The 22761-nt window shown below is 41.7% G+C and carries 23 protein-coding genes, 10 tRNA genes and 3 rRNA genes; 25 read left to right on the top strand and 11 right to left on the bottom strand.

Annotated elements, in window-relative coordinates; translation table 11 throughout:
* Positions 1 to 32: 32 nt before the first annotated feature.
* Together fni and RGU12_RS12855 are read left to right on the top strand one after the other, a co-directional pair.
* Complete coding sequence (gene fni, locus RGU12_RS12860) at positions 33 to 1064, top strand: type 2 isopentenyl-diphosphate Delta-isomerase (RefSeq protein ID WP_309536494.1); 1032 nt, start codon at positions 33 to 35, stop codon at positions 1062 to 1064.
* Positions 1065 to 1069: 5 nt separating this feature from the next.
* Positions 1070 to 1201, top strand: a complete 132-nt coding sequence (locus RGU12_RS12855) for a hypothetical protein (protein ID WP_309536493.1) — start codon at positions 1070 to 1072, stop codon at positions 1199 to 1201.
* 85 nt (positions 1202 to 1286) lie between these two features.
* On the opposite strand, the gene RGU12_RS12850 is transcribed toward RGU12_RS12855, so the two are convergent.
* Entirely contained in the window at positions 1287 to 1481 is a 195-nt protein-coding gene (locus RGU12_RS12850) for a hypothetical protein (RefSeq protein WP_309536536.1), read from the bottom strand.
* Between the two features lie 26 nt (positions 1482 to 1507).
* Here RGU12_RS12850 and RGU12_RS12845 point away from each other — a divergent pair, with 26 nt between their 5' ends.
* Complete coding sequence (locus tag RGU12_RS12845) at positions 1508 to 1732, top strand: hypothetical protein (RefSeq protein ID WP_309536492.1); 225 nt, start codon at positions 1508 to 1510, stop codon at positions 1730 to 1732.
* Positions 1733 to 1825: 93 nt separating this feature from the next.
* Here RGU12_RS12845 and RGU12_RS12840 read toward each other — a convergent pair whose 3' ends face one another.
* Genes RGU12_RS12840 through RGU12_RS12820 form a run of 5 tightly spaced genes read right to left on the bottom strand, consistent with a single transcriptional unit; the run spans position 1826 to position 5757 of the window.
* Positions 1826 to 2461: a response regulator gene (locus RGU12_RS12840; protein ID WP_309536491.1), complete on the bottom strand. Its 636-nt coding sequence runs from the start codon at positions 2459 to 2461 to the stop codon at positions 1826 to 1828.
* Positions 2462 to 2474: 13 nt separating this feature from the next.
* A complete protein-coding gene (locus tag RGU12_RS12835) occupies positions 2475 to 3593 on the bottom strand; it encodes a GAF domain-containing sensor histidine kinase (RefSeq protein WP_309536490.1) in 1119 nt (372 codons plus the stop codon).
* A 44-nt stretch (positions 3594 to 3637) separates the two neighbouring features.
* On the bottom strand, positions 3638 to 3991 hold the full coding sequence (locus RGU12_RS12830; RefSeq protein WP_309536489.1) for a VOC family protein: 354 nt from the start codon (positions 3989 to 3991) through the stop codon (positions 3638 to 3640).
* Between the two features lie 15 nt (positions 3992 to 4006).
* On the bottom strand, positions 4007 to 5035 hold the full coding sequence (locus tag RGU12_RS12825; protein WP_309536488.1) for an S-adenosylmethionine:tRNA ribosyltransferase-isomerase: 1029 nt from the start codon (positions 5033 to 5035) through the stop codon (positions 4007 to 4009).
* A 2-nt stretch (positions 5036 to 5037) separates the two neighbouring features.
* Positions 5038 to 5757 (bottom strand): SDR family NAD(P)-dependent oxidoreductase, encoded by a 720-nt coding sequence (locus RGU12_RS12820; protein WP_309536487.1) that lies wholly within the window; start codon positions 5755 to 5757, stop codon positions 5038 to 5040.
* 239 nt (positions 5758 to 5996) lie between these two features.
* Here RGU12_RS12820 and RGU12_RS12815 point away from each other — a divergent pair, with 239 nt between their 5' ends.
* From RGU12_RS12815 to salA, 4 genes are all read left to right on the top strand, one after another.
* Positions 5997 to 6227, top strand: a complete 231-nt coding sequence (locus RGU12_RS12815) for a hypothetical protein (RefSeq protein WP_309536486.1) — start codon at positions 5997 to 5999, stop codon at positions 6225 to 6227.
* A gap of 286 nt (positions 6228 to 6513) precedes the next feature.
* On the top strand, positions 6514 to 6957 hold the full coding sequence (locus tag RGU12_RS12810) for a YbaK family protein (protein ID WP_116354104.1): 444 nt from the start codon (positions 6514 to 6516) through the stop codon (positions 6955 to 6957).
* A gap of 66 nt (positions 6958 to 7023) precedes the next feature.
* Positions 7024 to 7737, top strand: a complete 714-nt coding sequence (gene cwlD, locus RGU12_RS12805) for an N-acetylmuramoyl-L-alanine amidase CwlD (protein WP_309536485.1) — start codon at positions 7024 to 7026, stop codon at positions 7735 to 7737.
* A 120-nt stretch (positions 7738 to 7857) separates the two neighbouring features.
* Entirely contained in the window at positions 7858 to 8907 is a 1050-nt protein-coding gene (gene salA / locus RGU12_RS12800) for an iron-sulfur carrier protein/transcriptional regulator SalA (RefSeq protein ID WP_309536484.1), read from the top strand.
* A gap of 202 nt (positions 8908 to 9109) precedes the next feature.
* On the opposite strand, the gene RGU12_RS12795 is transcribed toward salA, so the two are convergent.
* The 4 genes from RGU12_RS12795 to gerD all read right to left on the bottom strand — a co-directional run bounded on the left by RGU12_RS12795 (position 9110) and on the right by gerD (position 11613).
* The gene (locus RGU12_RS12795) at positions 9110 to 9292 is read right to left on the bottom strand and encodes a hypothetical protein (protein WP_309536483.1); all 183 of its coding nucleotides are present in this window, start codon (positions 9290 to 9292) and stop codon (positions 9110 to 9112) included.
* Between the two features lie 151 nt (positions 9293 to 9443).
* A complete protein-coding gene (locus RGU12_RS12790) occupies positions 9444 to 10046 on the bottom strand; it encodes a hypothetical protein (protein ID WP_309536482.1) in 603 nt (200 codons plus the stop codon).
* 154 nt (positions 10047 to 10200) lie between these two features.
* The gene (locus RGU12_RS12785; RefSeq protein ID WP_309536481.1) at positions 10201 to 10635 is read right to left on the bottom strand and encodes a DUF4279 domain-containing protein; all 435 of its coding nucleotides are present in this window, start codon (positions 10633 to 10635) and stop codon (positions 10201 to 10203) included.
* Between the two features lie 378 nt (positions 10636 to 11013).
* Positions 11014 to 11613, bottom strand: coding sequence for a spore germination lipoprotein GerD (gene gerD, locus RGU12_RS12780; protein ID WP_309536480.1), 600 nt, complete (start codon positions 11611 to 11613; stop codon positions 11014 to 11016).
* 148 nt (positions 11614 to 11761) lie between these two features.
* Here gerD and RGU12_RS12775 point away from each other — a divergent pair, with 148 nt between their 5' ends.
* Positions 11762 to 12358, top strand: coding sequence for a KinB-signaling pathway activation protein (locus tag RGU12_RS12775; RefSeq protein WP_309536479.1), 597 nt, complete (start codon positions 11762 to 11764; stop codon positions 12356 to 12358).
* Between the two features lie 33 nt (positions 12359 to 12391).
* Here the strand turns inward: RGU12_RS12775 and pdaB are convergent, their stop codons facing one another.
* The gene (gene pdaB, locus RGU12_RS12770; RefSeq protein ID WP_309536478.1) at positions 12392 to 13156 is read right to left on the bottom strand and encodes a polysaccharide deacetylase family sporulation protein PdaB; all 765 of its coding nucleotides are present in this window, start codon (positions 13154 to 13156) and stop codon (positions 12392 to 12394) included.
* A gap of 144 nt (positions 13157 to 13300) precedes the next feature.
* Between pdaB and RGU12_RS12765 the strand changes: the two genes are divergently transcribed.
* From RGU12_RS12765 to RGU12_RS12685, 17 genes are all read left to right on the top strand, one after another.
* The gene (locus tag RGU12_RS12765) at positions 13301 to 13531 is read left to right on the top strand and encodes a hypothetical protein (RefSeq protein ID WP_116354098.1); all 231 of its coding nucleotides are present in this window, start codon (positions 13301 to 13303) and stop codon (positions 13529 to 13531) included.
* Between the two features lie 280 nt (positions 13532 to 13811).
* A 16S ribosomal RNA gene (locus tag RGU12_RS12760) occupies positions 13812 to 15363 on the top strand.
* A 271-nt stretch (positions 15364 to 15634) separates the two neighbouring features.
* Positions 15635 to 18566 (top strand): 23S ribosomal RNA (locus RGU12_RS12755).
* Positions 18567 to 18625: 59 nt separating this feature from the next.
* Positions 18626 to 18741, top strand: a 5S ribosomal RNA gene (rrf, locus tag RGU12_RS12750).
* The 16S, 23S and 5S rRNA genes sit together here with 10 tRNA genes alongside, the layout of an rRNA operon.
* A 6-nt stretch (positions 18742 to 18747) precedes the next feature.
* Positions 18748 to 18822 (top strand) — tRNA-Asn (locus RGU12_RS12745).
* Positions 18823 to 18824: 2 nt separating this feature from the next.
* Positions 18825 to 18897: transfer RNA gene (locus tag RGU12_RS12740), tRNA-Thr, on the top strand.
* 22 nt (positions 18898 to 18919) lie between these two features.
* Positions 18920 to 18994: transfer RNA gene (locus RGU12_RS12735), tRNA-Glu, on the top strand.
* 5 nt (positions 18995 to 18999) lie between these two features.
* Positions 19000 to 19075 (top strand) — tRNA-Val (locus tag RGU12_RS12730).
* A gap of 14 nt (positions 19076 to 19089) precedes the next feature.
* Positions 19090 to 19165: transfer RNA gene (locus RGU12_RS12725), tRNA-Thr, on the top strand.
* Between the two features lie 8 nt (positions 19166 to 19173).
* Positions 19174 to 19258, top strand: a tRNA-Tyr gene (locus tag RGU12_RS12720).
* A 208-nt stretch (positions 19259 to 19466) separates the two neighbouring features.
* Positions 19467 to 19541: transfer RNA gene (locus RGU12_RS12715), tRNA-Gln, on the top strand.
* 165 nt (positions 19542 to 19706) lie between these two features.
* Positions 19707 to 19779 (top strand) — tRNA-Lys (locus tag RGU12_RS12710).
* Between the two features lie 8 nt (positions 19780 to 19787).
* Positions 19788 to 19862, top strand: a tRNA-Gly gene (locus RGU12_RS12705).
* Between the two features lie 24 nt (positions 19863 to 19886).
* A tRNA-Ala gene (locus tag RGU12_RS12700) sits at positions 19887 to 19962 on the top strand.
* A 431-nt stretch (positions 19963 to 20393) separates the two neighbouring features.
* Positions 20394 to 21296, top strand: a complete 903-nt coding sequence (rocF, locus tag RGU12_RS12695) for an arginase (protein WP_309536477.1) — start codon at positions 20394 to 20396, stop codon at positions 21294 to 21296.
* A 170-nt stretch (positions 21297 to 21466) separates the two neighbouring features.
* Complete coding sequence (gene sigW, locus RGU12_RS12690; RefSeq protein WP_309536476.1) at positions 21467 to 22030, top strand: RNA polymerase sigma factor SigW; 564 nt, start codon at positions 21467 to 21469, stop codon at positions 22028 to 22030.
* 12 nt (positions 22031 to 22042) lie between these two features.
* Positions 22043 to 22666 carry a zf-HC2 domain-containing protein gene (locus RGU12_RS12685; protein WP_309536475.1) on the top strand — a complete coding sequence of 208 codons (624 nt, stop codon included), beginning with the start codon at positions 22043 to 22045 and terminating at the stop codon, positions 22664 to 22666.
* Positions 22667 to 22761: the final 95 nt, after the last annotated feature.

Below are 22761 nucleotides of genomic sequence, written 5' to 3'. Positions count from 1 at the left end.
TACGAATTTTGATAAAAGGGCAGGTGTTGGTGATGTCCAACTCAATCGAGCAAAGAAAGTCGCAACATATTAAAATTACCTTGAATGAAAAGGTTACGGGCGAATCAATTACGACTGGATTAGAGACACTTACGTTCGTCCATAATGCACTTCCTGAAATTGATTTTGACGAGATTTCCACAAAAACGAAATTCCTAGGATTTGAATGCAAAACACCGTTTCTTATCAGTTCCATGACGGGTGGGACAGCCCTTGCTGAAACAATCAATCGAAATTTGGCTGAAGCTGCTGAAGAAAGAGGATGGGCGCTTGCCCTCGGCTCCACTCGTGCACTGCTCGACAGCGAAGGGCATGCCTCCTCCTTTCTAATGAGGAAGTATGCACCGAGTATCCCAATCATTGCTAACTTAGGTGCTGTGCAGTTCAATTACGGATTTGGCGTTGAGGAATGTAGAAAGATTATTGAAATGACTGAAGCGGATATGCTCGTTCTCCATTTGAACAGTATTCAGGAAGTGATTCAGGAAAAAGGAGATACGAATTTTAAAGGGTTATTAAAGAAGATAGAACAACTTTGCAGTTCGTTGGAGGTTCCAGTCGGAGTCAAGGAAGTCGGATGGGGAATTGATGGTGAGACGGCGAATAAATTAATCAATGCAGGAGTTGCATTTATTGATGTGGCTGGTGCAGGAGGGACTTCCTGGAGTCAGGTGGAAAAGTTCCGTGCTAAAGACAGGATAAAGCAGGTAGCTGCAGAGGCATTCAGTGAATGGGGGATTCCGACGTCAGAATCGATTAGGTTGGTACGCGAAAGAGGCGAAGCCTGTCCGTTGATTGCCAGTGGAGGAATCATGAACGGACTGGACGCAGCTAAGGCAATTGCGTTAGGCGCTGACCTAGTTGGATTTGGACGATCCATCTTAAAAGAAGCAACACAGAGTGCGGAAGATGTCCTTGAAGTGATGGATATCCGAGAAATGGAACTCCGTATGACGCTGTTCGGAATTGGAGCATTGACCATCCAGGAGCTGAAGAACACTCCACGCTTAAAGGAACTGCGATAATAACGATGAAACTTAATATCTGCGATTATCGAGAGACTCTTAACCGATTTTATGGAGCAGGTCTACTAGAAACGGAAGTAAGTGTTGAAAAGACTACAAATGTAGACGAAGCAATGATTCCAGATAAAATCGAATAATGGAGGGTTTCAGATGACAAAGGTAGTTGAAAATGCATTTTTAAGTTATGGCAGTACAGAGGCACGTGTAAAGGTTGAAGTCTTTTTAAATCTCACTCCATTCACTTTGTTTTTTACATAAGTTCTTCATAATCTCGTAAATGCGTTCTGGTTCATTGTAGTCAAAAAACAAATTAGCTAACGTACCATATAACAGCATTTCACGAGGTTTGTCATAATGTTTTATAACATATTGTACCTGGTCATTTTTAATATAAGGAGCTAGAACTTCATCCGCTATTTCAAAAAAGGTTGCACAATAGGGACATGCTAGATCAGATAGTCACTCTATTAAAAAAAGTGTTAACAGAACAGTATGGATTAAAAGAAGAACCAGATACAATTGACATTAGTTTAAAAATTACTGCTGAAGCGATTAAACGTCAGGTTAAAATGGTACCAACTGTTTTTATAAATGACAAGGAATTCCAATTCCCTGTAGAGCTTGATGCTGCGCAATTAAAGGATGAAGTTGAAAAGGCACTATCTTAAAGCTAAAAAGCATACTACAAAGACTCTCAACCATTAGTTGAGGGTCTTTTTTTCATGTTAAAAGCGGATGTAGAATTCTCTTTACATCCGCTTTTAGTCCACTAATTTATGTTTCACAGCATAAAGAGCGGCTTGCGTTCGATCAGTCAATTCAAGCTTACCCAAAAGATTAGAAACATGTGTCTTAACTGTTTTTTCGGTGATGAATAAGGAAATAGCGATCTCCTTGTTGCTTTTTCCTTTGGCAATTTCCTTTAATACATCTAACTCTCGATTCGTAAGTTCTTCTAGTGCATTTCTAGCCTGACTTCGATTTAAGCTGGCCAGTAGGTGTGAAGTTGCTTTTGGGTGAAGCTGGTTTTCACCGCCCATCATTTTTTTGATGGATATGACAAGATCATCCGGTTCAATGTCTTTTAATTGGTAGCCGGAAGCACCTGCTTCTAGAGCGGGGATGACATGGTCTTGATCTGAAAAGCTAGTAAGCATCATTATTTTTATTTCAGGTACCTCTTTTTTGATGATCCTAGTTGCTTCAATGCCGTCCATTTCCGGCATCACTAAATCCATTAAGATGAGATCTGGCTGTAACGATTTTGCTAATTCAATCGCTTCAATTCCATTAGCTGCTTCCCCGACAATTTCTAAGCCTTTTTGGGTTCGGAGAAAAAAGACAAGGCCGCGTCTGACAACATGATGGTCATCAACTACTAATATTTTTATACTCACTACTTACGCCCCCCTAAAACGGAATGTGAATCTCTATTTCTGTCCCACTTCCAGGTTTACTTTGTAAAAGAAAGGTTCCGTTCAAACTTTCTGTCCGAGTTTTCATGTTTCGTAATCCCAGTGACGGGATTTCGAGGTTTTCTTCATAGTGGAATCCGCAGCCCGTATCCTTTATCATCATTTTCACTTCAGCTTCAGAAGCTTGAAAATGCAAAACGACTTCCGTGGTTTGTGAATGCTTTTTACAATTTGCCAACGCTTCTTGCCCAATGCGCCACAACGCTTCCTCTACTTTTCCGGGAATCGTTGCAGCACCTATCACCTTGGTGTCGATAGATAGACCTAGCATTTCGGCGAAGCTTCGTAGGGCACTTACAAGTCCATTTTCTAGACCAGAAGGACGCAGCTGCCAGATGAGGGCTCTCATTTCACCAAGAGCCTCCTGAGCCATATCTTGTATAAAGGTGAAGGTTTGTTTAACTTCGGTACTATCAGTCATTTCTACGCCAGCTCTGGCAGTAAGGCTTAGGGAAAATAAAAGTTGATTAACCGAATCATGAAGATCCCGTGCCAACCGATTCCGTTCAGCAACAAGTGCAGTTTCTTGCTCGCGTTGAGTCAATTTGATACGTTTCAACGCAGTTCCAATTTGATAGGCCACGGCTTCAAGCAAGGCAAGTTCATTTTTTTCAAAATGAGTTTTATGGGGTGCTCCCACATTTAAGATCCCAAATCGCTCCTGTCCAGCACGGAGCGGGACGGTTGCGTGATGTGTCAAGCCACATGTTTCACCGGCTTTCTCGTTAAGGGCATCTTCAATTCTTTTACATTCAATAATATTGGTTGCCTTATTAAGTTGTTGGTTATTGTACTTGTTTACACACCAGCAGGTGCCATTGCACATCCGTCGCTTTTGGTCAGTTGCTAATGCAGGGGGAAGTGCTTCGTCAGCAATAAGATGGTGCTTACCGTGCTCATCTATTAAAAATATCCAACCAGTCTGCAGTCCTGTTACCTGGAGTAGCTTATTCAAAACGCATGCTAAAACTGTATTTGTGTCTGTTCCTTCATTTAACAGTTCAGCTATTTCCTTTAAAATGCTGATTTCTTCAAATCTATCTTGGGCAGACATGACTTTCCCTCCACTGTATGATCTGCTTTTATTATAGCCTATTTCTAATTTTCAGACTTTGGATTTTTTGTAGTCTGCAAAAACTCGAGTAATTCTTTACTAGGCCCTTCATAAAAGACTGTCTGCCACCCATTATCAAGTTGATAGGGGCCTTCGACTTTTCGAAGACCCGTAAGCATAGGTAAGATCCTATCAAGATTACTTACTTCAAAACAGATATGAGCACTTAACGTATGACTAGCGATTAACTCTAATCTAAAATCTCCGAGAGTTAAAAAAACCATTTCTTCTCCCATTAACACAAGACGTTTCTCTTCCTCAAATCCTACATGATTTTTATAAAAATTGACGGAATCCTCAAGATTACTAACCTCAAGCCCGTAATGATGAAGTTTCATCACTGTACCTCCCAATCAAATAATCAGATTCATGTCTCCGAATTCATGCCATAAATATCTAGCCTCAATCGCTTGGTCATAAGCCCTGAGAAGATGCCTTTCAGAAATAAACGCAGACAGCATATCAAGATGGCTCGCCTTTGGTTCATGAAATCCAGTTATAATCCCATCAGCTATTTTCAAAGGAAATTCGCGATGAATGTATAAATTTGTTACACCTGAAAGGTTACCGAATTTTACTGCGCTCTCAAGAGCTCGAACCACCGTTGTTCCAACAGCAATAACTTTCTTTCCGGCTGCTTTTGTTTCAAGTATCTTTTGCATGGTTTTTTCTGAAATGTGATATTCTTCTTCGTTCTCTTCCGGCGTCTGATGCCACTGATCATCAAGCAAGTAACTTAGACCTGTATGGAGTTGAATAAAATCGACCTGTATTCCGCTGCGCATTAAGGTAAAAAGAAGTTCCCAACTGAATGCCCTCCCAGCTGAGGGCATTTCTACTGAACCGGGATGGCTGGCAAAAACCGTTTGGTAATAATCTAATGCCCATGGGTAATCGATATATTCATAACGAACCGGCTCACCAAGTGTATAGATAATATTAAATAGGTCAGATCCTTTTTTAGTAAACTTCAACATTTTTAAAGGTGAGTTTTTTTTAACGCCAATTACTGTTGCTAATAGTTCCGGAGAAAAAATGAATCGATCACCAATCTTTACATGAGTTTCAACAATAAGTGCCTCCCATATATCATCCTCACGACGTCTGGCCAGTCTGACCTCTGTATTTGTGGCCAATTGAACCTTGTTTCTATGCCATTCGGCATGTAAAACAGCGGGGATGGTGCGGCTGTTATTTAAAATGACTAAATCTCCTGCCTGGAGATAATGTGGTAAATGGAAGAAACGGTCATGATTAATGTTACCGGAACTCCGATCAAGCACCATCATTCGGACGTGGTCTCTTCTAATCCCACGTTTTTCAGGAGGGTGGGATGCATTCAATTGATTTGGAAGATGAAAATCTAAGGCTTTTGCAACCATTCTTACACCTCCTCATGAGCTTGAGCTGAAAATCGTTTACCATTGATCCCTTTGGCCTGATCAGAAGCAAGATATAAAAAGATATCGACCACATCTTCCGGTTTTGCTAAAGGATAATCACAATCTGGAACAGCTAATTGGTGCATTTCTGTATCCATTTCTCCGGGATCAACCATATTGATTCGAATACCAGTCTCGCTTAATTCGTCCGCCCATGTTTCGGTTAGACCTTCAACTGCAAACTTTGATACGCCATATGCTCCCCAGCCTGCATAACCAATGTGACCAGCCTCTGAAGTAACATTAATAATGGAGCCTTGATTACGTTGTAGCATCCCGACAACAACTCTTCTAGTTACTAAAAATGGTGATAATGCATTTACCCTTAAGACCTCCATAAAATCTTCTTCCGGGTAATCGAGTAATAAAGGCATAGGGCTAGGTCCTAACAGGGAGGCGTTATTAATCAAGATATCAATTTTTCCATATTTCTCTTCAGTCAGAGCAACAAACCGTTCCACATCTCTCGTCTTAGAAACGTCAGCGGTTACTGCAAGAACCGTTGCCCCTAATTGTTCAGCTTCCCGTTTTACTTTTAATAAGTTATCTTCCGTCCTCGCGCAAATTGAAAGCTTAGCTCCTTCTTTGGCAAAAGCGAGTGTCAATGCCTTTCCTAATCCTTTAGATGCCCCAGTAATCATTACAACGTTATTTTTCATCATCGTAATCTCTCCTTATGTTCTTTATGACTTAAGCATACTGGCAACTGGGAGATTCTTCTTCGGGAATAAGCTTGAATTTTATCTACAACTTTTGGATGAGAATCAATAATAAAGGAGATAAATTTAGAGAGAACCATGGATATCGGACAACCTTCCGCCAAAATTCAAGTTATTTCGAGCAATTCACCCACATATGATGAATGTAGGTATGGTAACAAACCTGAAGGGGTGGGTAGAAAATGAGTCGTATCCAAAAATCAATGCTCGGTGCTTTTATTGGTGCTTCGTCGGCTGGAATGTGGTTAATCGTGGATCTTTTGCTTCCGGAACCGATTGGGGATTATCTATTATTTCTGATCATGGGTGTCGTCCATACGGTCATTGGCTGGCAGGTAGCGAGGTTAGTTGGAAAACAAAAAGAACGTTTATCACCGAAAACATCAGATAGTCTAAAGACATCGGATATATAGAAAAGGTGGGCTCTCAATCAGGGATTGAGGGCCTTTTTCATAAATTTGGTGAAGGACAAATACGTGCAATAAGTTAAGTGAAATCCTCTTCATAGTCTCGATGAAAGGTAAAACCATCCCAAAAATGAGGCGGAGTCTTCTTCATCTCCCCAATCAAGAACTAAACCTACAAATAAAAACCCCTTCATGTATGCATAGTTTTATTTGGCAATGGAGGTAGTTTGTGTTCAACGCATGTTTACACAGATGCAGTAGGAAACTATCGGCAAAGGGGGTTTCTTATTTTATGAATGTAATTACAACCTTCAAGGAAAAGCGGAAAGAGAAGCAAATTAAGTATGAACGAAAAATGCTACGTGAGCTTTCGTTAGAGGAACTTAAAAAGAGCGTCGTGGATAACTTTGGTAGCTTTTTTAGAATGGGCACCATACTAGGGAGTGCGATTGAAGAAGGATGCATTGATGTTGCGATAGAAGCATACCTACTAGGGGCGAAGTATAGCAAATTCGGGTACTACGGTGAATCTATAGAAGAAGTGAGAATGCGCTGTTATAGATTTGAAAAAAACCTGATTGATGCGTTATATGAGTTTATATGCTACTGGGGTCATATTGGCGACCAAGGCTTTGTGAATGAGTCTCTTTACTATTCATGCGAGTACTATGTTACGTATTGGTGGACGGAAGGATTCCAAAAAGGGGAAAAAAGACACCGGCTAAAATTGCATTAGAATTTTTAATCATATATACTCTCCTTGTCCCATATAGTTAAAATAGGGACATGCAGGAGGTAAATGATGAATAAGAAACTAAAAATTACGGGCATCCTTTTAGGAGCTGTTGTTTTATTTATATTTATACAATATCGATTCATGGATAAGGATGTGTGGGACCCGTGGAGTTTACCTCTTTCAGGGAAGTTTATTATTATTGACCCTGGTCATGGTGGACCTGATGGAGGAGCTGAAAGCGGTGACATCCAGGAAAAAGACATTGCCCTTGAAATATCCTATAAACTTCGCGATTACTTACAGCAGCAAGGTGCCCTTGTGCAAATGCTAAGGGAAGAAGATACAGATTTAGCGGAGGACGGAACAAAAGGGCTCAGTCGACGAAAAACAGAGGATTTGAAAAAACGTGTTCAAATCATAAATGAATCAGATGCGGATTTATTTATAAGTATTCACTTAAATGCCATACCTGCACCAAGGTGGAGAGGGGCGCAAACTTTTTACTTCAGTACTTTTAAGGAAAATGAAGAGGTAGCTAAATTTATTCAAGATGAGCTTCGAAACAATCTCGGAAATACAACACGTCAAGCAAAAGCGATTAATGGTGTGTATTTATTAAAAAGCGCAAAGAAACCCGGCGCCCTTGTAGAAGTAGGATTTCTTTCAAACCCGGAGGAAAAAGCCCTATTAATACAAGATAAATACCAAGACAAGGTCGCAGCCTCCATCTATACCGGAATTAACCGATATTTCTCCAATGAATCAAACCCACCTGATTAAGAGGTGGGTATTTTCGTGTTTTTTTTACTATGCTATGACACTCCTCACACTGTAAATTCGGACGGGTATGATATAATGAGAAAGGAGTGAAACCGAATACAGAACTTAGGTGGTGTTTTAATGTTAACTGAGCAACAAGTAAGAGAAGTATTATATCAATTGCAAGATCCCTTCTTACATAGAACATTTGAGGAAACGAATGCAATCCAAGAGATTAAAATAAAAGAAGAAAAGAAACATGTGAGTGTAAAAATTGCCCTATCTAAAACTGGTACAGGTGAGCAGCTTCAGCTTCAAACCACGATTGTAAATGCATTAAAACAAGCAGGGGCAGAATCTGTAGGTCTTCGTTTTACTGACCTATCACCAGAAGACCTAGCAAAATTTAAGACTGAATCAACAGGGGGATCGGCTCCTTTATTATCTCCGGTAAATCAAACGACCTTTATCGCTGTTGCAAGTGGTAAGGGAGGAGTTGGTAAATCAACCGTTTCCGTAAACTTAGCCGTATCATTAGCAAGACTGGGAAAAAAGGTTGGAATCATTGATGCAGATATCTATGGATTCAGCGTTCCAGACATGATGGGAATCACAAAGCGTCCTGTCGTTCGAGGTGAAAAAATTATCCCTGTAGAAAGAAAAGGGGTAAAGGTGATTTCAATGGGCTTCTTTGTAGAAGACAATTCACCAGTTATCTGGCGTGGCCCTATGCTTGGAAAAATGTTGAATAACTTCTTTAATGAGGTTGAGTGGGGAGACCTTGATTACCTAGTGCTTGACTTACCTCCAGGTACAGGCGATGTAGCGTTAGATGTTCATACGATGCTTCCACATTGTAAAGAGATTATTGTCACAACACCACATCCAACTGCTGCTTTTGTAGCAGCCAGAGCGGGTGCAATGGCGCTTCGAACCGAGCATGAAATTCTAGGTGTCATCGAGAATATGTCTTATTTTGAAAGCAAGGTAACAGGTGAGAAGGAATATGTATTTGGTAAAGGTGGTGGAGAGAAGCTTGCGGAAGAGCTTCAAACATCTTTATTAGGTAAAATTCCATTGGGACAGCCTGATTGGAATGACGACGACTTTGCACCATCTGTTTATGAAGAAGACCATCCAACAGGAAAAATCTATAATGAAATTGCGAAACGAGTCATTGATGCAATCTAATCAAAAAGACCCCCCAGAATAACCTAACGGGTTTACTTGTAAGGTGCAAACACGTTGAATCACAGACCTAATCGCACAGCGAATATCATAAATTTCACAACACAAATCACAGTATATTTCACAGTCAAAAAAGGCTTAGAGCTATTTTAAACTCTAAGCCTTTCTGTATTATATTATTTCACTAAAGCACCCGTTAACGGAACTAAAACGGCAGGCTTTGAAAAAGCGAAATGGTTACAACTGATGCCGATAAAATTCCCGCAAACAGTAAGGTTATCATTTTTCGCCAATTTATCTCTTTTGAAGGCTTTACAGCTTCTCGGGAAACCGCAATCCATATTGCAAAAGAAACTATGGCTACTATGGCAATAACTCCTTTAGGCATATCTAACACCCCTTGATTTATATTTTGTATAAATCTTAACACGTATTATTCGTTAAATGCCCTTTTTGTATTGGTAAACTATCTTCAACTAAAGCACTCTTTAGGTGAAGAAGAATAAGAGTTTTAATAATTATGTAATTTAACTACCCGTTTATATAACAAATTCAAAACCCGTTTCCTTTTGAAATGGCATTTTATATTCTTTAAAGATTAATTTATACTTAGAAATGTCGTCGGGTAAAGCAGGAGATACAATGAAAGTTTGGGTTTCATGTCCCATAGTACCTCCACCTCCTTCGTTTCGGCAATTATAATGAGTTTCTTCTCCCTTAATTGAAAGTTCAAAATGGGTATGTTCTCGCTGATGCCATTCAGACACGTCTTCAGTATAGTTGCTGTCAATATTCAAATGGACAATACTTGCATTTTCAAACTGACGCACAAATGTTACCGAATAAAATGCACCATCTTTTTCAAATGACTTTAAAATCGGTATATTTTTAAGATAACCTTTTGGCTCTACTACAGGTCTATATATATCTTCGTATAAAAAATTTGCAAAAATGCTGTTTAGAAAATCATCATAAAAATTATACTTTTTTGACCAATCCGCAATATGTTGATTAGTCGGAAAGCCAGGATTATTATTTGAAAGTTCTTTCCGTTGTTTTATTAATTGACAAATTTGTTCATCTATCGCTTCAATCCGTTCATCATAGTGATTTGTTGGTGGTTCAAATGGCATTTGCTTCATACTTTTAGCCTCCAAAATTAATAATAAGTATACTTTAACATAATCTGTTAATTCAGACATCTTGTTCCACTAATATCTTCTATTAACACAAACAGAAAAGGCGTTCCTATTTTTAAGAAACGCACCCGTTACTTGAATAAGGTTTGTTCTTCCTTTATTCATTAGATTCTTCATAAGGGCTTGCATATAAATCTATATCAAATGCTGCTTCAATATTTGATGCAAAATTAATAACAGCTCTATCCAAATAAAAACCAGGTGTATTTCCTACTTCTATTTCCACTACGATAATGAATTTACACTCAACAGAATAAATCTTTTTTATCTCATTAATTATTGATACCTTATTTCGAAGTGGGGTTATTATTTGTTGTGATTGTTCATTTACATCAAGAGATTCTTGGTAGCCAATATCTAAATCCCTGGAAGTTTCTTTTCTAAACAGAGTTACTGAACGATTGGGAATTATATCTCCTTTTCTATAAGTATTAGAAGGTGTAATCCCTAATTTTTCAGTCACATAATCTAAGGGAAATGTATTCCCAAATAGACTAAAGTAAACTCTTACTTTTGTTCTCTCCACAGTCATACCTCCGAAAACTTAGTCCTCTAACAAATATTCTTATTTTGCTAAACTGCCACGTTAGCGTAAGTACATCTTTTCACAATCTCTTCATTATCCATAATATCATGATGGCATAAATATCCAATAGCCATCGTGAGTGCAACATAATTCACTCACTAAATCACAAAGAATTCACACACCCTCCAATAATTATTTCATACCCTGTGATTTACAATGTGAATTGGGATGCAATGAGCAATTGAAATTCGCCAAAATGTTGATAAATCAATAAAAAACGCACTGTGAATTATACTGTGAATTCAAGTGCGTTTTCCTATGTGTTTTACAATGTTTGCACCTCTGAAGTAAACCCGTTACAGAATAACCTGGAGGGTCTTTAATCTATTGACTATTTCCGCTTCCTTGACCTTCATCCTTTTTTGCTTTTTCCTGTTTTTCCATGTCTTCTGCAGCCTTTATAAGAATATCTTCAATCTTCGCTTTATATAATGGGCTCTCAAGTGTTTCACTGATTACCGTTTGAAGATGCTTTCTGAATTCCTGACTTTTAAGAACATCTGTAAGTTGTTGTTCCATTTCAGGGTTTTTTAAGATATCCATCACCATTTTTTGATAATCCGGATCCTTCATTAAGTCTTTAATGAGCTTTTCGTGCTCCGTTTTCATACTTTTTGCATATTCTTCTACAAACTTCGTATCCTCGAATGTCTTTTTCCAAAATTCTACCCCGTTGTCAGAGGTAAGGGTTTCCTGGATGGCATCTTTTACGACAACTTGATCCATGACGAGGTGCTGTTTCAGCTTTTCATCCCGCATGAGTTCTTCGATCGCTTTTTTACCATCATCTGTTTTTAATATATCGACAACCATTTTTTTCGTTTCTTCATAATCCATTCGATTTTGTTCAACATTTGCTGGGGCGCACCCCACTATAACCAATAACAAACTAAAAATGAGGAGGAGCGACATCCTTTTTTTCATTCTTAAAGCTCCTTTCATAAGGGATCCTTACTTGTTAATATGCTTTTTTTGTAAAAAAATATTCACGTATTACATGGTGAGAAACTGGCATTCATCCCCTCCGTTTTGGTACAATCATATTTGAATCTATAGAGTGGGGGATTTTGTCGTGAAAAGTCGAAATTGGGTAAGGTTGTTTCTTTCTACCTTACTAGTAGGTGCGATTAGCACAATCATTTTTGGATTTGCCGTTAAATGGAGTGAATATAAAGATTTATTTTTAGCCGCTGATGTCGTTGAAATCCTTCTAGTAGTATTTTGGTTTATTGGCGCTGGATTTATTTTTAGTATTATTAGCCAAATGGGCTTCTTTGCTTATCTTACTGTACACCGTTTTGGACTTGGATTATTCAAAGGAGCATGGGCGCCGGCGCAGATAGTGTTAATTGCTTTTGTTTTCTTTGATTTAATTTATTTCCGTTTTAAGGTATTTGCAACTGAGGGTGAAACCATTTCTTCATATGTATGGATACCTATATTGATATTGGTATTTTCATTAATCGTTGCATACTTGAAAAGCAAACAAACAAATAACAAGGCGTTTATTCCAGCAGTCTTCTTTATGTTTGTTGTGTCTGTGATAGAATGGATGCCTGCAATCCGAGTGAATGATACAAGTTGGTTGTATTTAATGATTTATCCACTTTTAATTTGCAACGCCTATCAACTATTAATACTGCCAAAAATAACAAACCAAAAAAGCTGATCGAACGGATCAGCTTTTTTTAATGGCGATTTCTTATTCAACCACTTCACTTTTTACATCAGCGTTATTAAGCATATCGCTAACCGTTACAAACGAGAGACCTTTTGCCTTAATTCCTTTTAAAACACCAGGAAGAGCTTCAGATGTTTGTTTGGCGGAATCTGAAGCGTGGAATAAAATGATATCCCCGCCTTTTACCTTATCTAAAACATTGCTCGTAATTTTTGCGACTCCAGGATTTTTCCAATCATTTGAATCTATGCTCCAATGAATAAGTGTATATCCAAGAGAGTCTAATACCTTTACAACTCTTGAATCGAAATTTCCGTCAGGCGTTCGCACGAATGAAACAGTTTTTACCCCCATTTTTTTAAATGCATCCTGAGCCTTGTAAATATCCTTTTTAATCTGGGCATCCTCTAATTCTGTGTAGTTTTTATAATCATATCCTTTGACGCCAATTTGATGTCCATCCTTCACAATCCGTTCCACAATCTGTGGGTGACGCTCAGCCCAGGAAGCAGAAAGAAAGAATGTTGCATTTTTGACACCTTCCTTTTTTAAGGTGTCGATAATAGGGAGTGCCTTTGTATCTCCCCAACTAATATTAAAAGTAAGTGCAACCGTCTTTTCGCTTTTTTCTCCTGTATAAATCACACGTGGACCATTTTCTGTTGAAAAAACAGGAGCAATATTGCCTTTCTCTATATAAAAAATACTGGCTGTAAATAAGGAAGCGAAAAGAATAATAAATGTTTGTTTAATCCTTTTGCTACTCAGGATGTAGAAAAAATTCATTTTTATCCTCCTTGTCCAATACATCTTCTGTAAAAATAATATGCTTGTCACCGCATTTGTATGTGTAAAACTCTTGGGGAAATTGATTCATAAAATAACTAATTCTGGTAATAACTAGAATTACAATAAATTTGAGGTGAAACTATGATTGGATTATTAGTTGATCAGAAGGAAGTTAAAGAATTAGAATACCTTCTAAAAAGAGAGATGGACGAAATCCTATTTGATGTGGGCGATGCAAGGATCGACCATATCGTAAAAAGAGCAATGGAAGAAAGATATCAAATCTTATTTCGTTTATTTAAAAGAATTGCTGAACCATCAGAATGCAGCAGGTATATTCGTTCAAAGAAGGTAAATAGTAAAAAGGGATAAATGAAGTGGTGAGGATTATATTACATAGATATGGTCCTCTTTTAATAATGAAAATAGATTATTGACATGCGATTTAGATGATGATATATTAATAAACGTCGTCGATGACGATGATTGATTTCAAAAAAAGTTTCAAAAAAATGTTGACTCCAATTTGTCAGCATGTTATATTAAAAAAGTCGCTTCTGAGCGATAAATCAAAAAAGTTCTTTGAAAACTGAACACAATACAAGCGTCAACGTTAATTCTAAGTAACAAACTTATTGAGCAATCAATACTCTTATTGGAGAGTTTGATCCTGGCTCAGGATGAACGCTGGCGGCGTGCCTAATACATGCAAGTCGAGCGAATCTGAGGGAGCTTGCTCCCAAAGATTAGCGGCGGACGGGTGAGTAACACGTGGGCAACCTGCCTGTAAGACTGGGATAACTTCGGGAAACCGGAGCTAATACCGGATAACATATGAGACCACATGGTCTCGTATTAAAAGATGGCTTTTAGCTATCACTTACAGATGGGCCCGCGGCGCATTAGCTAGTTGGTGAGGTAACGGCTCACCAAGGCGACGATGCGTAGCCGACCTGAGAGGGTGATCGGCCACACTGGGACTGAGACACGGCCCAGACTCCTACGGGAGGCAGCAGTAGGGAATCTTCCGCAATGGACGAAAGTCTGACGGAGCAACGCCGCGTGAGCGAAGAAGGTCTTCGGATCGTAAAGCTCTGTTGTTAGGGAAGAACAAGTATCGTTCGAATAGGGCGGTACCTTGACGGTACCTAACCAGAAAGCCACGGCTAACTACGTGCCAGCAGCCGCGGTAATACGTAGGTGGCAAGCGTTATCCGGAATTATTGGGCGTAAAGCGCGCGCAGGCGGTCCTTTAAGTCTGATGTGAAAGCCCACGGCTCAACCGTGGAGGGTCATTGGAAACTGGGGGACTTGAGTGCAGAAGAGGAGAGCGGAATTCCACGTGTAGCGGTGAAATGCGTAGAGATGTGGAGGAACACCAGTGGCGAAGGCGGCTCTCTGGTCTGTAACTGACGCTGAGGCGCGAAAGCGTGGGGAGCGAACAGGATTAGATACCCTGGTAGTCCACGCCGTAAACGATGAGTGCTAAGTGTTAGAGGGTTTCCGCCCTTTAGTGCTGCAGCAAACGCATTAAGCACTCCGCCTGGGGAGTACGGTCGCAAGACTGAAACTCAAAGGAATTGACGGGGGCCCGCACAAGCGGTGGAGCATGTGGTTTAATTCGAAGCAACGCGAAGAACCTTACCAGGTCTTGACATCCTCTGACACTCCTAGAGATAGGACTTTCCCCTTCGGGGGACAGAGTGACAGGTGGTGCATGGTTGTCGTCAGCTCGTGTCGTGAGATGTTGGGTTAAGTCCCGCAACGAGCGCAACCCTTGATCTTAGTTGCCAGCATTTAGTTGGGCACTCTAAGGTGACTGCCGGTGACAAACCGGAGGAAGGTGGGGATGACGTCAAATCATCATGCCCCTTATGACCTGGGCTACACACGTGCTACAATGGATGGTACAAAGGGCAGCAAAACCGCGAGGTTAAGCCAATCCCATAAAACCATTCTCAGTTCGGATTGCAGGCTGCAACTCGCCTGCATGAAGCCGGAATCGCTAGTAATCGCGGATCAGCATGCCGCGGTGAATACGTTCCCGGGCCTTGTACACACCGCCCGTCACACCACGAGAGTTTGTAACACCCGAAGTCGGTGGGGTAACCGTAAGGAGCCAGCCGCCTAAGGTGGGACAGATGATTGGGGTGAAGTCGTAACAAGGTAGCCGTATCGGAAGGTGCGGCTGGATCACCTCCTTTCTAAGGAAACTGAAGTTCTACGAACTTCATAAAAAGACGCTTTGTATTGTGGTCAGTTTTGAGAGTGCTTTTGTACTTTCAAATTCGTTCCTTGAAAACTAGATAACGTAACAAAACATTCATTGAAGTAAAGTTCTTTAAAACTTAAAGGTGAATGAGAAGCGAGAATGTCGAGGAACCGATTGAGGAATCACCGGAGCGTACTTTAACGTACGTGAGGATGATGACGAATGAGGTGACAAAGAGATTCGACGCTTATCAAAGCCGAATAGGTTAAGTTATGAAGGGCGCACGGTGGATGCCTTGGCACTAGGAGCCGATGAAGGACGGTACTAACACCGATATGCTTCGGGGAGCTGTAAGTAAGCATTGATCCGAAGATTTCCGAATGGGGAAACCCACTGCTCGTAATGGGGCAGTATCCTTACCTGAATACATAGGGTAAGAGAAGGTAGACCCGGGGAACTGAAACATCTTAGTACCCGGAGGAAGAGAAAGCAAACGCGATTTCCTGAGTAGCGGCGAGCGAAACGGAAGATAGCCCAAACCAAGAGGCTTGCCTCTTGGGGTTGTAGGACACTCTATACGGAGTTACAAAAGAGCGAAGTAGACGAAGCGACCTGGAAAGGTCCGTCAGAGAAGGTAACAACCCTGTAGTCGAAACTTCGTTCTCTCTTGAGTGGATCCTGAGTACGGCGGGACACGTGAAATCCCGTCGGAAGCTGGGAGGACCATCTCCCAAGGCTAAATACTCCCTAGTGACCGATAGTGAACCAGTACCGTGAGGGAAAGGTGAAAAGCACCCCGGGAGGGGAGTGAAATAGAACCTGAAACCGTGTGCCTACAAGTAGTCAAAGCACATTTATGTGTGATGGCGTGCCTTTTGTAGAATGAACCGGCGAGTTACGATCCCGTGCAAGGTTAAGTTGAAGAGACGGAGCCGCAGCGAAAGCGAGTCTGAATAGGGCGACATAGTACGTGGTCGTAGACCCGAAACCAGGTGATCTACCCATGTCCAGGGTGAAGTTCAGGTAACACTGAATGGAGGCCCGAACCCACGCACGTTGAAAAGTGCGGGGATGAGGTGTGGGTAGCGGAGAAATTCCAATCGAACTTGGAGATAGCTGGTTCTCTCCGAAATAGCTTTAGGGCTAGCCTCGAGTATAGAGTCTTGGAGGTAGAGCACTGATTGGACTAGGGGCCCTCATCGGGTTACCGAATTCAGTCAAACTCCGAATGCCAAAGACTTGATTCTCGGGAGTCAGACTGCGAGTGATAAGATCCGTAGTCAAGAGGGAAACAGCCCAGACCACCAGCTAAGGTCCCAAAGTATACGTTAAGTGGAAAAGGATGTGGAGTTGCTTAGACAACCAGGATGTTGGCTTAGAAGCAGCCACCATTTAAAGAGTGCGTAATAGCTCACTGGTCGAGTGACTCTGCGCCGAAAATGTACCGGGGCTAAACGTATCACCGAAGCTGTGGATTGTTCTTACGAACAATGGTAGGAGAGCGTTCTAAGTGCAGCGAAGTCAGACCGAGAGGACTGGTGGAGCGCTTAGAAGTGAGAATGCCGGTATGAGTAGCGAAAGAGGGGTGAGAATCCCCTCCACCGAATGCCTAAGGTTTCCTGAGGAAGGCTCGTCCGCTCAGGGTTAGTCGGGACCTAAGCCGAGGCTGAAAAGCGTAGGCGATGGACAACAGGTTGAAATTCCTGTACCACCTCATTACCGTTTGAGCAATGGAGGGACGCAGGAGGATAGGGTAAGCGCGCTGTTGGATATGCGCGTCCAAGCAGTTAGACTGGTAAGTAGGCAAATCCGCTTACCGTAAGGTTGAGCTGTGATGGCGAGGGAAATATAGTACCGAAGTTCCTGATTCCACACTGCCAAGAAAAGCTTCTAGCGAGGTAGAAGGTGCCCGTACCGCAAACCGACACAGGTAGGCGAGGAGAGAATCCTAAGGTGATCGAGAGAACTCTCGTTAAGGAACTCGGCAAAATGACCCCGTAACTTCGGGAGAAGGGGTGCTTTTTAGGGTGAATAGCCCTGAAAAGCCGCAGTGAATAGGCCCAGGCGACTGTTTAGCAAAAACACAGGTCTCTGCGAAGCCGCAAGGCGAAGTATAGGGGCTGACACCTGCCCGGTGCTGGAAGGTTAAGAGGAGGGGTTAGCGCAAGCGAAGCTCTGAATCGAAGCCCCAGTAAACGGCGGCCGTAACTATAACGGTCCTAAGGTAGCGAAATTCCTTGTCAGGTAAGTTCTGACCCGCACGAAAGGTGTAACGATCTGGGCACTGTCTCAACGAGAGACTCGGTGAAATTATAGTACCTGTGAAGATGCAGGTTACCCGCGACAGGACGGAAAGACCCCGTGGAGCTTTACTGCAACCTGATATTGAATTTTGGTACAGCTTGTACAGGATAGGTAGGAGCCTTGGAAGCCGGAGCGCCAGCTTCGGTGGAGGCGTCGGTGGGATACTACCCTGGCTGTATTGAAATTCTAACCCGAAGGCCTTATCGGCCTTGGAGACAGTGTCAGGTGGGCAGTTTGACTGGGGCGGTCGCCTCCTAAAGAGTAACGGAGGCGCCCAAAGGTTCCCTCAGAATGGTTGGAAATCATTCGTAGAGTGTAAAGGCACAAGGGAGCTTGACTGCGAGACCTACAAGTCGAGCAGGGACGAAAGTCGGGCTTAGTGATCCGGTGGTTCCGCATGGAAGGGCCATCGCTCAACGGATAAAAGCTACCCCGGGGATAACAGGCTTATCTCCCCCAAGAGTCCACATCGACGGGGAGGTTTGGCACCTCGATGTCGGCTCATCGCATCCTGGGGCTGTAGTCGGTCCCAAGGGTTGGGCTGTTCGCCCATTAAAGCGGTACGCGAGCTGGGTTCAGAACGTCGTGAGACAGTTCGGTCCCTATCCGTCGTGGGCGTAGGAAATTTGAGAGGAGCTGTCCTTAGTACGAGAGGACCGGGATGGACACACCGCTGGTGTACCAGTTGTCCTGCCAAGGGCATAGCTGGGTAGCTATGTGTGGAAGGGATAAGTGCTGAAAGCATCTAAGCATGAAGCCCCCCTCAAGATGAGATTTCCCATAGTGTTAAACTAGTAAGATCCCTCGAAGATGACGAGGTTGATAGGTCAGAGGTGGAAGCATGGTGACATGTGCAGCTGACTGATACTAATCGATCGAGGACTTAACCAAAATCACTTCTAATGAATGTTTTAGTTATCTAGTTTTGAGGGAATGAATCCTTCATATAGTCTAGTGGCGATAGCGAAGAGGTCACACCCGTTCCCATACCGAACACGGAAGTTAAGCTCTTCAGCGCCGATGGTAGTTGGGACTTTGTCCCTGTGAGAGTAGGACGTCGCTAGGCATTTATTCCGCAGTAGCTCAGTGGTAGAGCTATCGGCTGTTAACCGATCGGTCGTAGGTTCGAATCCTACCTGCGGAGCCATTGCTTCCATAGCTCAGCTGGTAGAGCACTTCCATGGTAAGGAAGAGGTCAGCGGTTCGAGCCCGCTTGGAAGCTTAAAAAAAGGGAATTCTTAATTGGCCCGTTGGTCAAGCGGTTAAGACACCGCCCTTTCACGGCGGTAACACGGGTTCGAATCCCGTACGGGTCACCATTTTTGGAGGATTAGCTCAGCTGGGAGAGCACCTGCCTTACAAGCAGGGGGTCGGCGGTTCGATCCCGTCATCCTCCACCATTAATTTAACTTTTGCCGGTTTAGCTCAATTGGTAGAGCAACTGACTTGTAATCAGTAGGTTGGGGGTTCAAGTCCTCTAGCCGGCACCACCTTAAATGGAGGGGTAGCGAAGTGGCTAAACGCGGCGGACTGTAAATCCGCTCCCTCAGGGTTCGGCGGTTCGAATCCGTCCCCCTCCACCATTTACGGTTTTTTATAAGCCTTTATTCTTTCTTTGGACGAGTTCAAACGGATGAAGTAGGCTATTTTTATGGGAATTGTAGATTTAATTAGTAAAATTACTCATATTTTGTAGCTGATTGCGCAAGATAATAGGGTAATTGAATACAACAAATTTCCGGATGAAAGTTCGTGAAGCATTTTCGAAGAAGTTTCATGAAGTTTAATCAATGGGCTATAGCCAAGCGGTAAGGCAACGGACTTTGACTCCGTCATTCGTAGGTTCGAATCCTGCTAGCCCAGCCATTTTAGAGCCATTAGCTCAGTCGGTAGAGCACGAACGAGTAAGCTTCGAAGCATAAGCTTCAGCGTACCAATCGAGATGCTACTTGAACTGGCTTTCTGAGATTGGGACGTCGTAGATGTACTCAATTCGATTACATAAACACATTATTCACCAATCTCGCGTACGAGCCATTAGCTCAGTCGGTAGAGCATCTGACTTTTAATCAGAGGGTCGAAGGTTCGAGTCCTTCATGGCTCATCTCTTATGCGGAAGTAGTTCAGTGGTAGAACACCACCTTGCCAAGGTGGGGGTCGCGGGTTCGAATCCCGTCTTCCGCTCCACGAACTACTTCTTTTTCATATTTAGGGGCCTTAGCTCAGCTGGGAGAGCGCCTGCTTTGCACGCAGGAGGTCAGCGGTTCGATCCCGCTAGGCTCCACCAATACCATGATGTATATTCAATAAACCTCAAAGGTTTATTTTTTTTTGCCTTAATCTAATGTCTTTTCTGTTTTACAATTTCCTGACTTAATATAGGTATGGGGTGTAATAAGGGCGCTTAACAAGCACAGCATCTCCTAATGATCTCCAAATGCGGGCGTGATAACGCTCTTAACAAACAAGGTATCTCCTAATAATCTCCAGTTGCGGGCGTAATAACGCACTTAATAAGCACTGCATCTCCTAATAATCTCCAGTTGCAAGGGTGATAACGCGCTGAATAAATTTATTATTTCCTAACTTTATCCAGTTGCAAACAAAATACCATCTCATCCCCCTTCCAAACTGTATAGATATACATGATTTTGTTGAGTTGAGTCAATCTGTTGAAAGCAGTTACAATAGAATATATGGGAGAGGGGGCATTTTATCATGAAGAAGGATATATCAATCATTGGGGTGCCAATGGACTTAGGTCAGATGCGTAGAGGGGTTGATATGGGACCAAGTGCCATTCGTTATGCTGGTGTTGTTGAACGATTAGAAAGGCTTGACTATGATATAGATGATTTAGGCGATATCGAAATCACCCGTCCAACTCGTGAGGAAGTGGCCAATGATGAAAATTTGAAAAACCTTGAGAAAGTATCTGAAGCCAATGAGAAGCTTGCTGCTACGGTTGATGAGGTGATACTGAATGGAAGATTTCCACTTGTTTTAGGTGGTGACCATAGTATTGCCATTGGAACTCTCGCTGGGGTTTCTAAACATTATAAAAATTTAGGGGTCATATGGTATGATGCTCACGGCGATTTAAACACGGCTGATACATCGCCATCTGGCAATATTCATGGAATGCCACTTGCTGTAAGCCTTGGACTTGGTCATAAACGTCTTACTGATATTGCTGGATATAGTCCAAAGATCAATCCCGAAAACGTTGTCATTATTGGGGCAAGATCACTCGACGAAGGTGAGAAAGCATTAATTAAGCAGCTAGGGGTTAAAGTGTATACGATGCATGAAATTGATCGTCTAGGGATGACAAAGGTCATGGAAGAAACGATTCTATATCTAAAAGAAAGAACAGATGGTGTACACTTATCATTAGATTTAGATGGTCTTGATCCACATGATGCGCCAGGCGTGGGAACCCCAGTACTTGGCGGGATTAGTTACCGTGAAAGTCATTTAGCGATGGAAATGTTGGAGGAATCCAAATTAATAACATCTGCTGAATTCGTAGAGGTTAATCCAATATTAGATGATAAAAATAAAACAGCTTCAGTTGCTGTTGCTTTAATGGGTTCTTTATTTGGAGAAAAACTTTTGTGAGGACGCCACAGTATCTCTTTAAGTGAGGTACTGTGGTTTTTATTTATAAAGTTTTGATTTCCACCACATAAACTAGCCAAAATTTGTTAAAATGAAAATTATGGAGAAAATGAAACCTTTTTAAAGGTGAATCGTAAATAATGATACCCGCAGTGGCGGAGGTATACAAAATGGAGACTATCATCAAAAACAGAATTAGGCAGATAAAAAATGGAGATCAGAATGCATTTGCGGAAATAGTAGAATTTTACAAAGACAAGGTTTTTCAAATATGCTATCGTATGCTTGGAAACCGACATGAGGCAGAGGATATTGCACAGGAAGCCTTTATTCGAGCATATGTTAATATTCATAGCTATGATTTGAATAAAAAGTTCTCAACATGGCTATATCGGATAGCAACGAATCTGTCGATTGACCGCATTCGTAAGAAAAAGCCTGACTACTATCTAGATGCTGAGCTTGCAGGCTCAGATGGACTAACTATGTACTCGCAGATTGCCGCAGATGCTGCATTACCGGAGGACGAGCTAGAAACGATGGAACTTCAAGAGTTAATTCAATCGGAAATAATGAAGCTTCCAGATAAGTATCGTTCGGTTATTGTTTTAAAATACATCGAGGAGTTTTCGCTAAAGGAAATTAGTGGAATTCTTGACCTACCGGTGGGTACGGTAAAAACAAGAATTCACAGAGGTCGAGAAGCATTACGAAACCAGCTTCGACATGTATAGGGGTGAGAAAGAATGAACTGTTCAGAAAACAACATGATTGAACTAATGCACAATTACCTAGATGAAGACATTTCTGAAGAGGAAGAGAAGCTACTACGTGAGCACTTGCTAACATGCGAATCATGTCATCAACATTTTCATGAGCTAAAGAAAACCATTGCGTTGGTACAAAGTACTTCTCACATTTCCGCACCTAACGATTTCACATTAAAGGTCATGCAAAATCTACCGAAGGAAAAACGTACTGTGAGTTTTAGACGCTGGTTTAGAGAGCATCCAATGTTGACAGCAGCCTCACTCTTTCTATTATTAATGGCAGGAAGTCTTTTTTCAGTCTGGAGTGAAAGTGAGCAATTCTCTGTTTCAAAGCAACCAAATTTAATTGTGGAAAACAATACCGTCATAGTTCCCGAAGGCGAAACAGTAAAAGGTGATGTCGTTGTAAAGAACGGAAAGATTGTAATTGAGGGAGCAGTGGACGGAGATGTCACAGTGATAAATGGTGAGAATTATATGGCCTCAGCTGGAAATGTTACTGGTGAAATTAAAGAAGTCAACCAGATGTTTGAGTGGCTTTGGTACCATATAAAAAAGGTAGGAACAGATGCAATTCACATTTTTGATCAAGAAGAATAGGCCATCGGTCACGGTGGTCTTTTTCTATTTTGAATTTGTGCTTATCCTCCTACCAATTTGTAATTGGTACATGAAAGTTATATGATATAATATTA

Source organism: Ferdinandcohnia sp. QZ13 (genome assembly GCF_031324165.1).
GTDB lineage: Bacteria > Bacillota > Bacilli > Bacillales > Bacillaceae_L > Ferdinandcohnia.
The sequence above is the reverse complement of the archived record's forward strand: the minus strand, read 5'-3'. Positions and strand labels throughout refer to the sequence as shown.

Coding starts and splice junctions, on each gene's coding strand:
- fni (WP_309536494.1), top strand. CDS start 33: ATGTCCAACTCAATCGAGCAAAGAAAGTCGCAACATATTAAAATTACC.
- RGU12_RS12855 (WP_309536493.1), top strand. CDS start 1,070: ATGAAACTTAATATCTGCGATTATCGAGAGACTCTTAACCGATTTTAT.
- RGU12_RS12845 (WP_309536492.1), top strand. CDS start 1,508: ATGCTAGATCAGATAGTCACTCTATTAAAAAAAGTGTTAACAGAACAG.
- RGU12_RS12835 (WP_309536490.1), bottom strand. CDS start 3,593: ATGTCTGCCCAAGATAGATTTGAAGAAATCAGCATTTTAAAGGAAATA.
- RGU12_RS12830 (WP_309536489.1), bottom strand. CDS start 3,991: ATGAAACTTCATCATTACGGGCTTGAGGTTAGTAATCTTGAGGATTCC.
- RGU12_RS12825 (WP_309536488.1), bottom strand. CDS start 5,035: ATGGTTGCAAAAGCCTTAGATTTTCATCTTCCAAATCAATTGAATGCA.
- RGU12_RS12820 (WP_309536487.1), bottom strand. CDS start 5,757: ATGATGAAAAATAACGTTGTAATGATTACTGGGGCATCTAAAGGATTA.
- RGU12_RS12815 (WP_309536486.1), top strand. CDS start 5,997: ATGAGTCGTATCCAAAAATCAATGCTCGGTGCTTTTATTGGTGCTTCG.
- RGU12_RS12810 (WP_116354104.1), top strand. CDS start 6,514: ATGAATGTAATTACAACCTTCAAGGAAAAGCGGAAAGAGAAGCAAATT.
- cwlD (WP_309536485.1), top strand. CDS start 7,024: ATGAATAAGAAACTAAAAATTACGGGCATCCTTTTAGGAGCTGTTGTT.
- salA (WP_309536484.1), top strand. CDS start 7,858: ATGTTAACTGAGCAACAAGTAAGAGAAGTATTATATCAATTGCAAGAT.
- RGU12_RS12795 (WP_309536483.1), bottom strand. CDS start 9,292: ATGCCTAAAGGAGTTATTGCCATAGTAGCCATAGTTTCTTTTGCAATA.
- RGU12_RS12790 (WP_309536482.1), bottom strand. CDS start 10,046: ATGAAGCAAATGCCATTTGAACCACCAACAAATCACTATGATGAACGG.
- RGU12_RS12785 (WP_309536481.1), bottom strand. CDS start 10,635: ATGACTGTGGAGAGAACAAAAGTAAGAGTTTACTTTAGTCTATTTGGG.
- gerD (WP_309536480.1), bottom strand. CDS start 11,613: ATGAAAAAAAGGATGTCGCTCCTCCTCATTTTTAGTTTGTTATTGGTT.
- pdaB (WP_309536478.1), bottom strand. CDS start 13,156: ATGAATTTTTTCTACATCCTGAGTAGCAAAAGGATTAAACAAACATTT.
- RGU12_RS12765 (WP_116354098.1), top strand. CDS start 13,301: ATGATTGGATTATTAGTTGATCAGAAGGAAGTTAAAGAATTAGAATAC.
- rocF (WP_309536477.1), top strand. CDS start 20,394: ATGAAGAAGGATATATCAATCATTGGGGTGCCAATGGACTTAGGTCAG.
- sigW (WP_309536476.1), top strand. CDS start 21,467: ATGGAGACTATCATCAAAAACAGAATTAGGCAGATAAAAAATGGAGAT.
- RGU12_RS12685 (WP_309536475.1), top strand. CDS start 22,043: ATGAACTGTTCAGAAAACAACATGATTGAACTAATGCACAATTACCTA.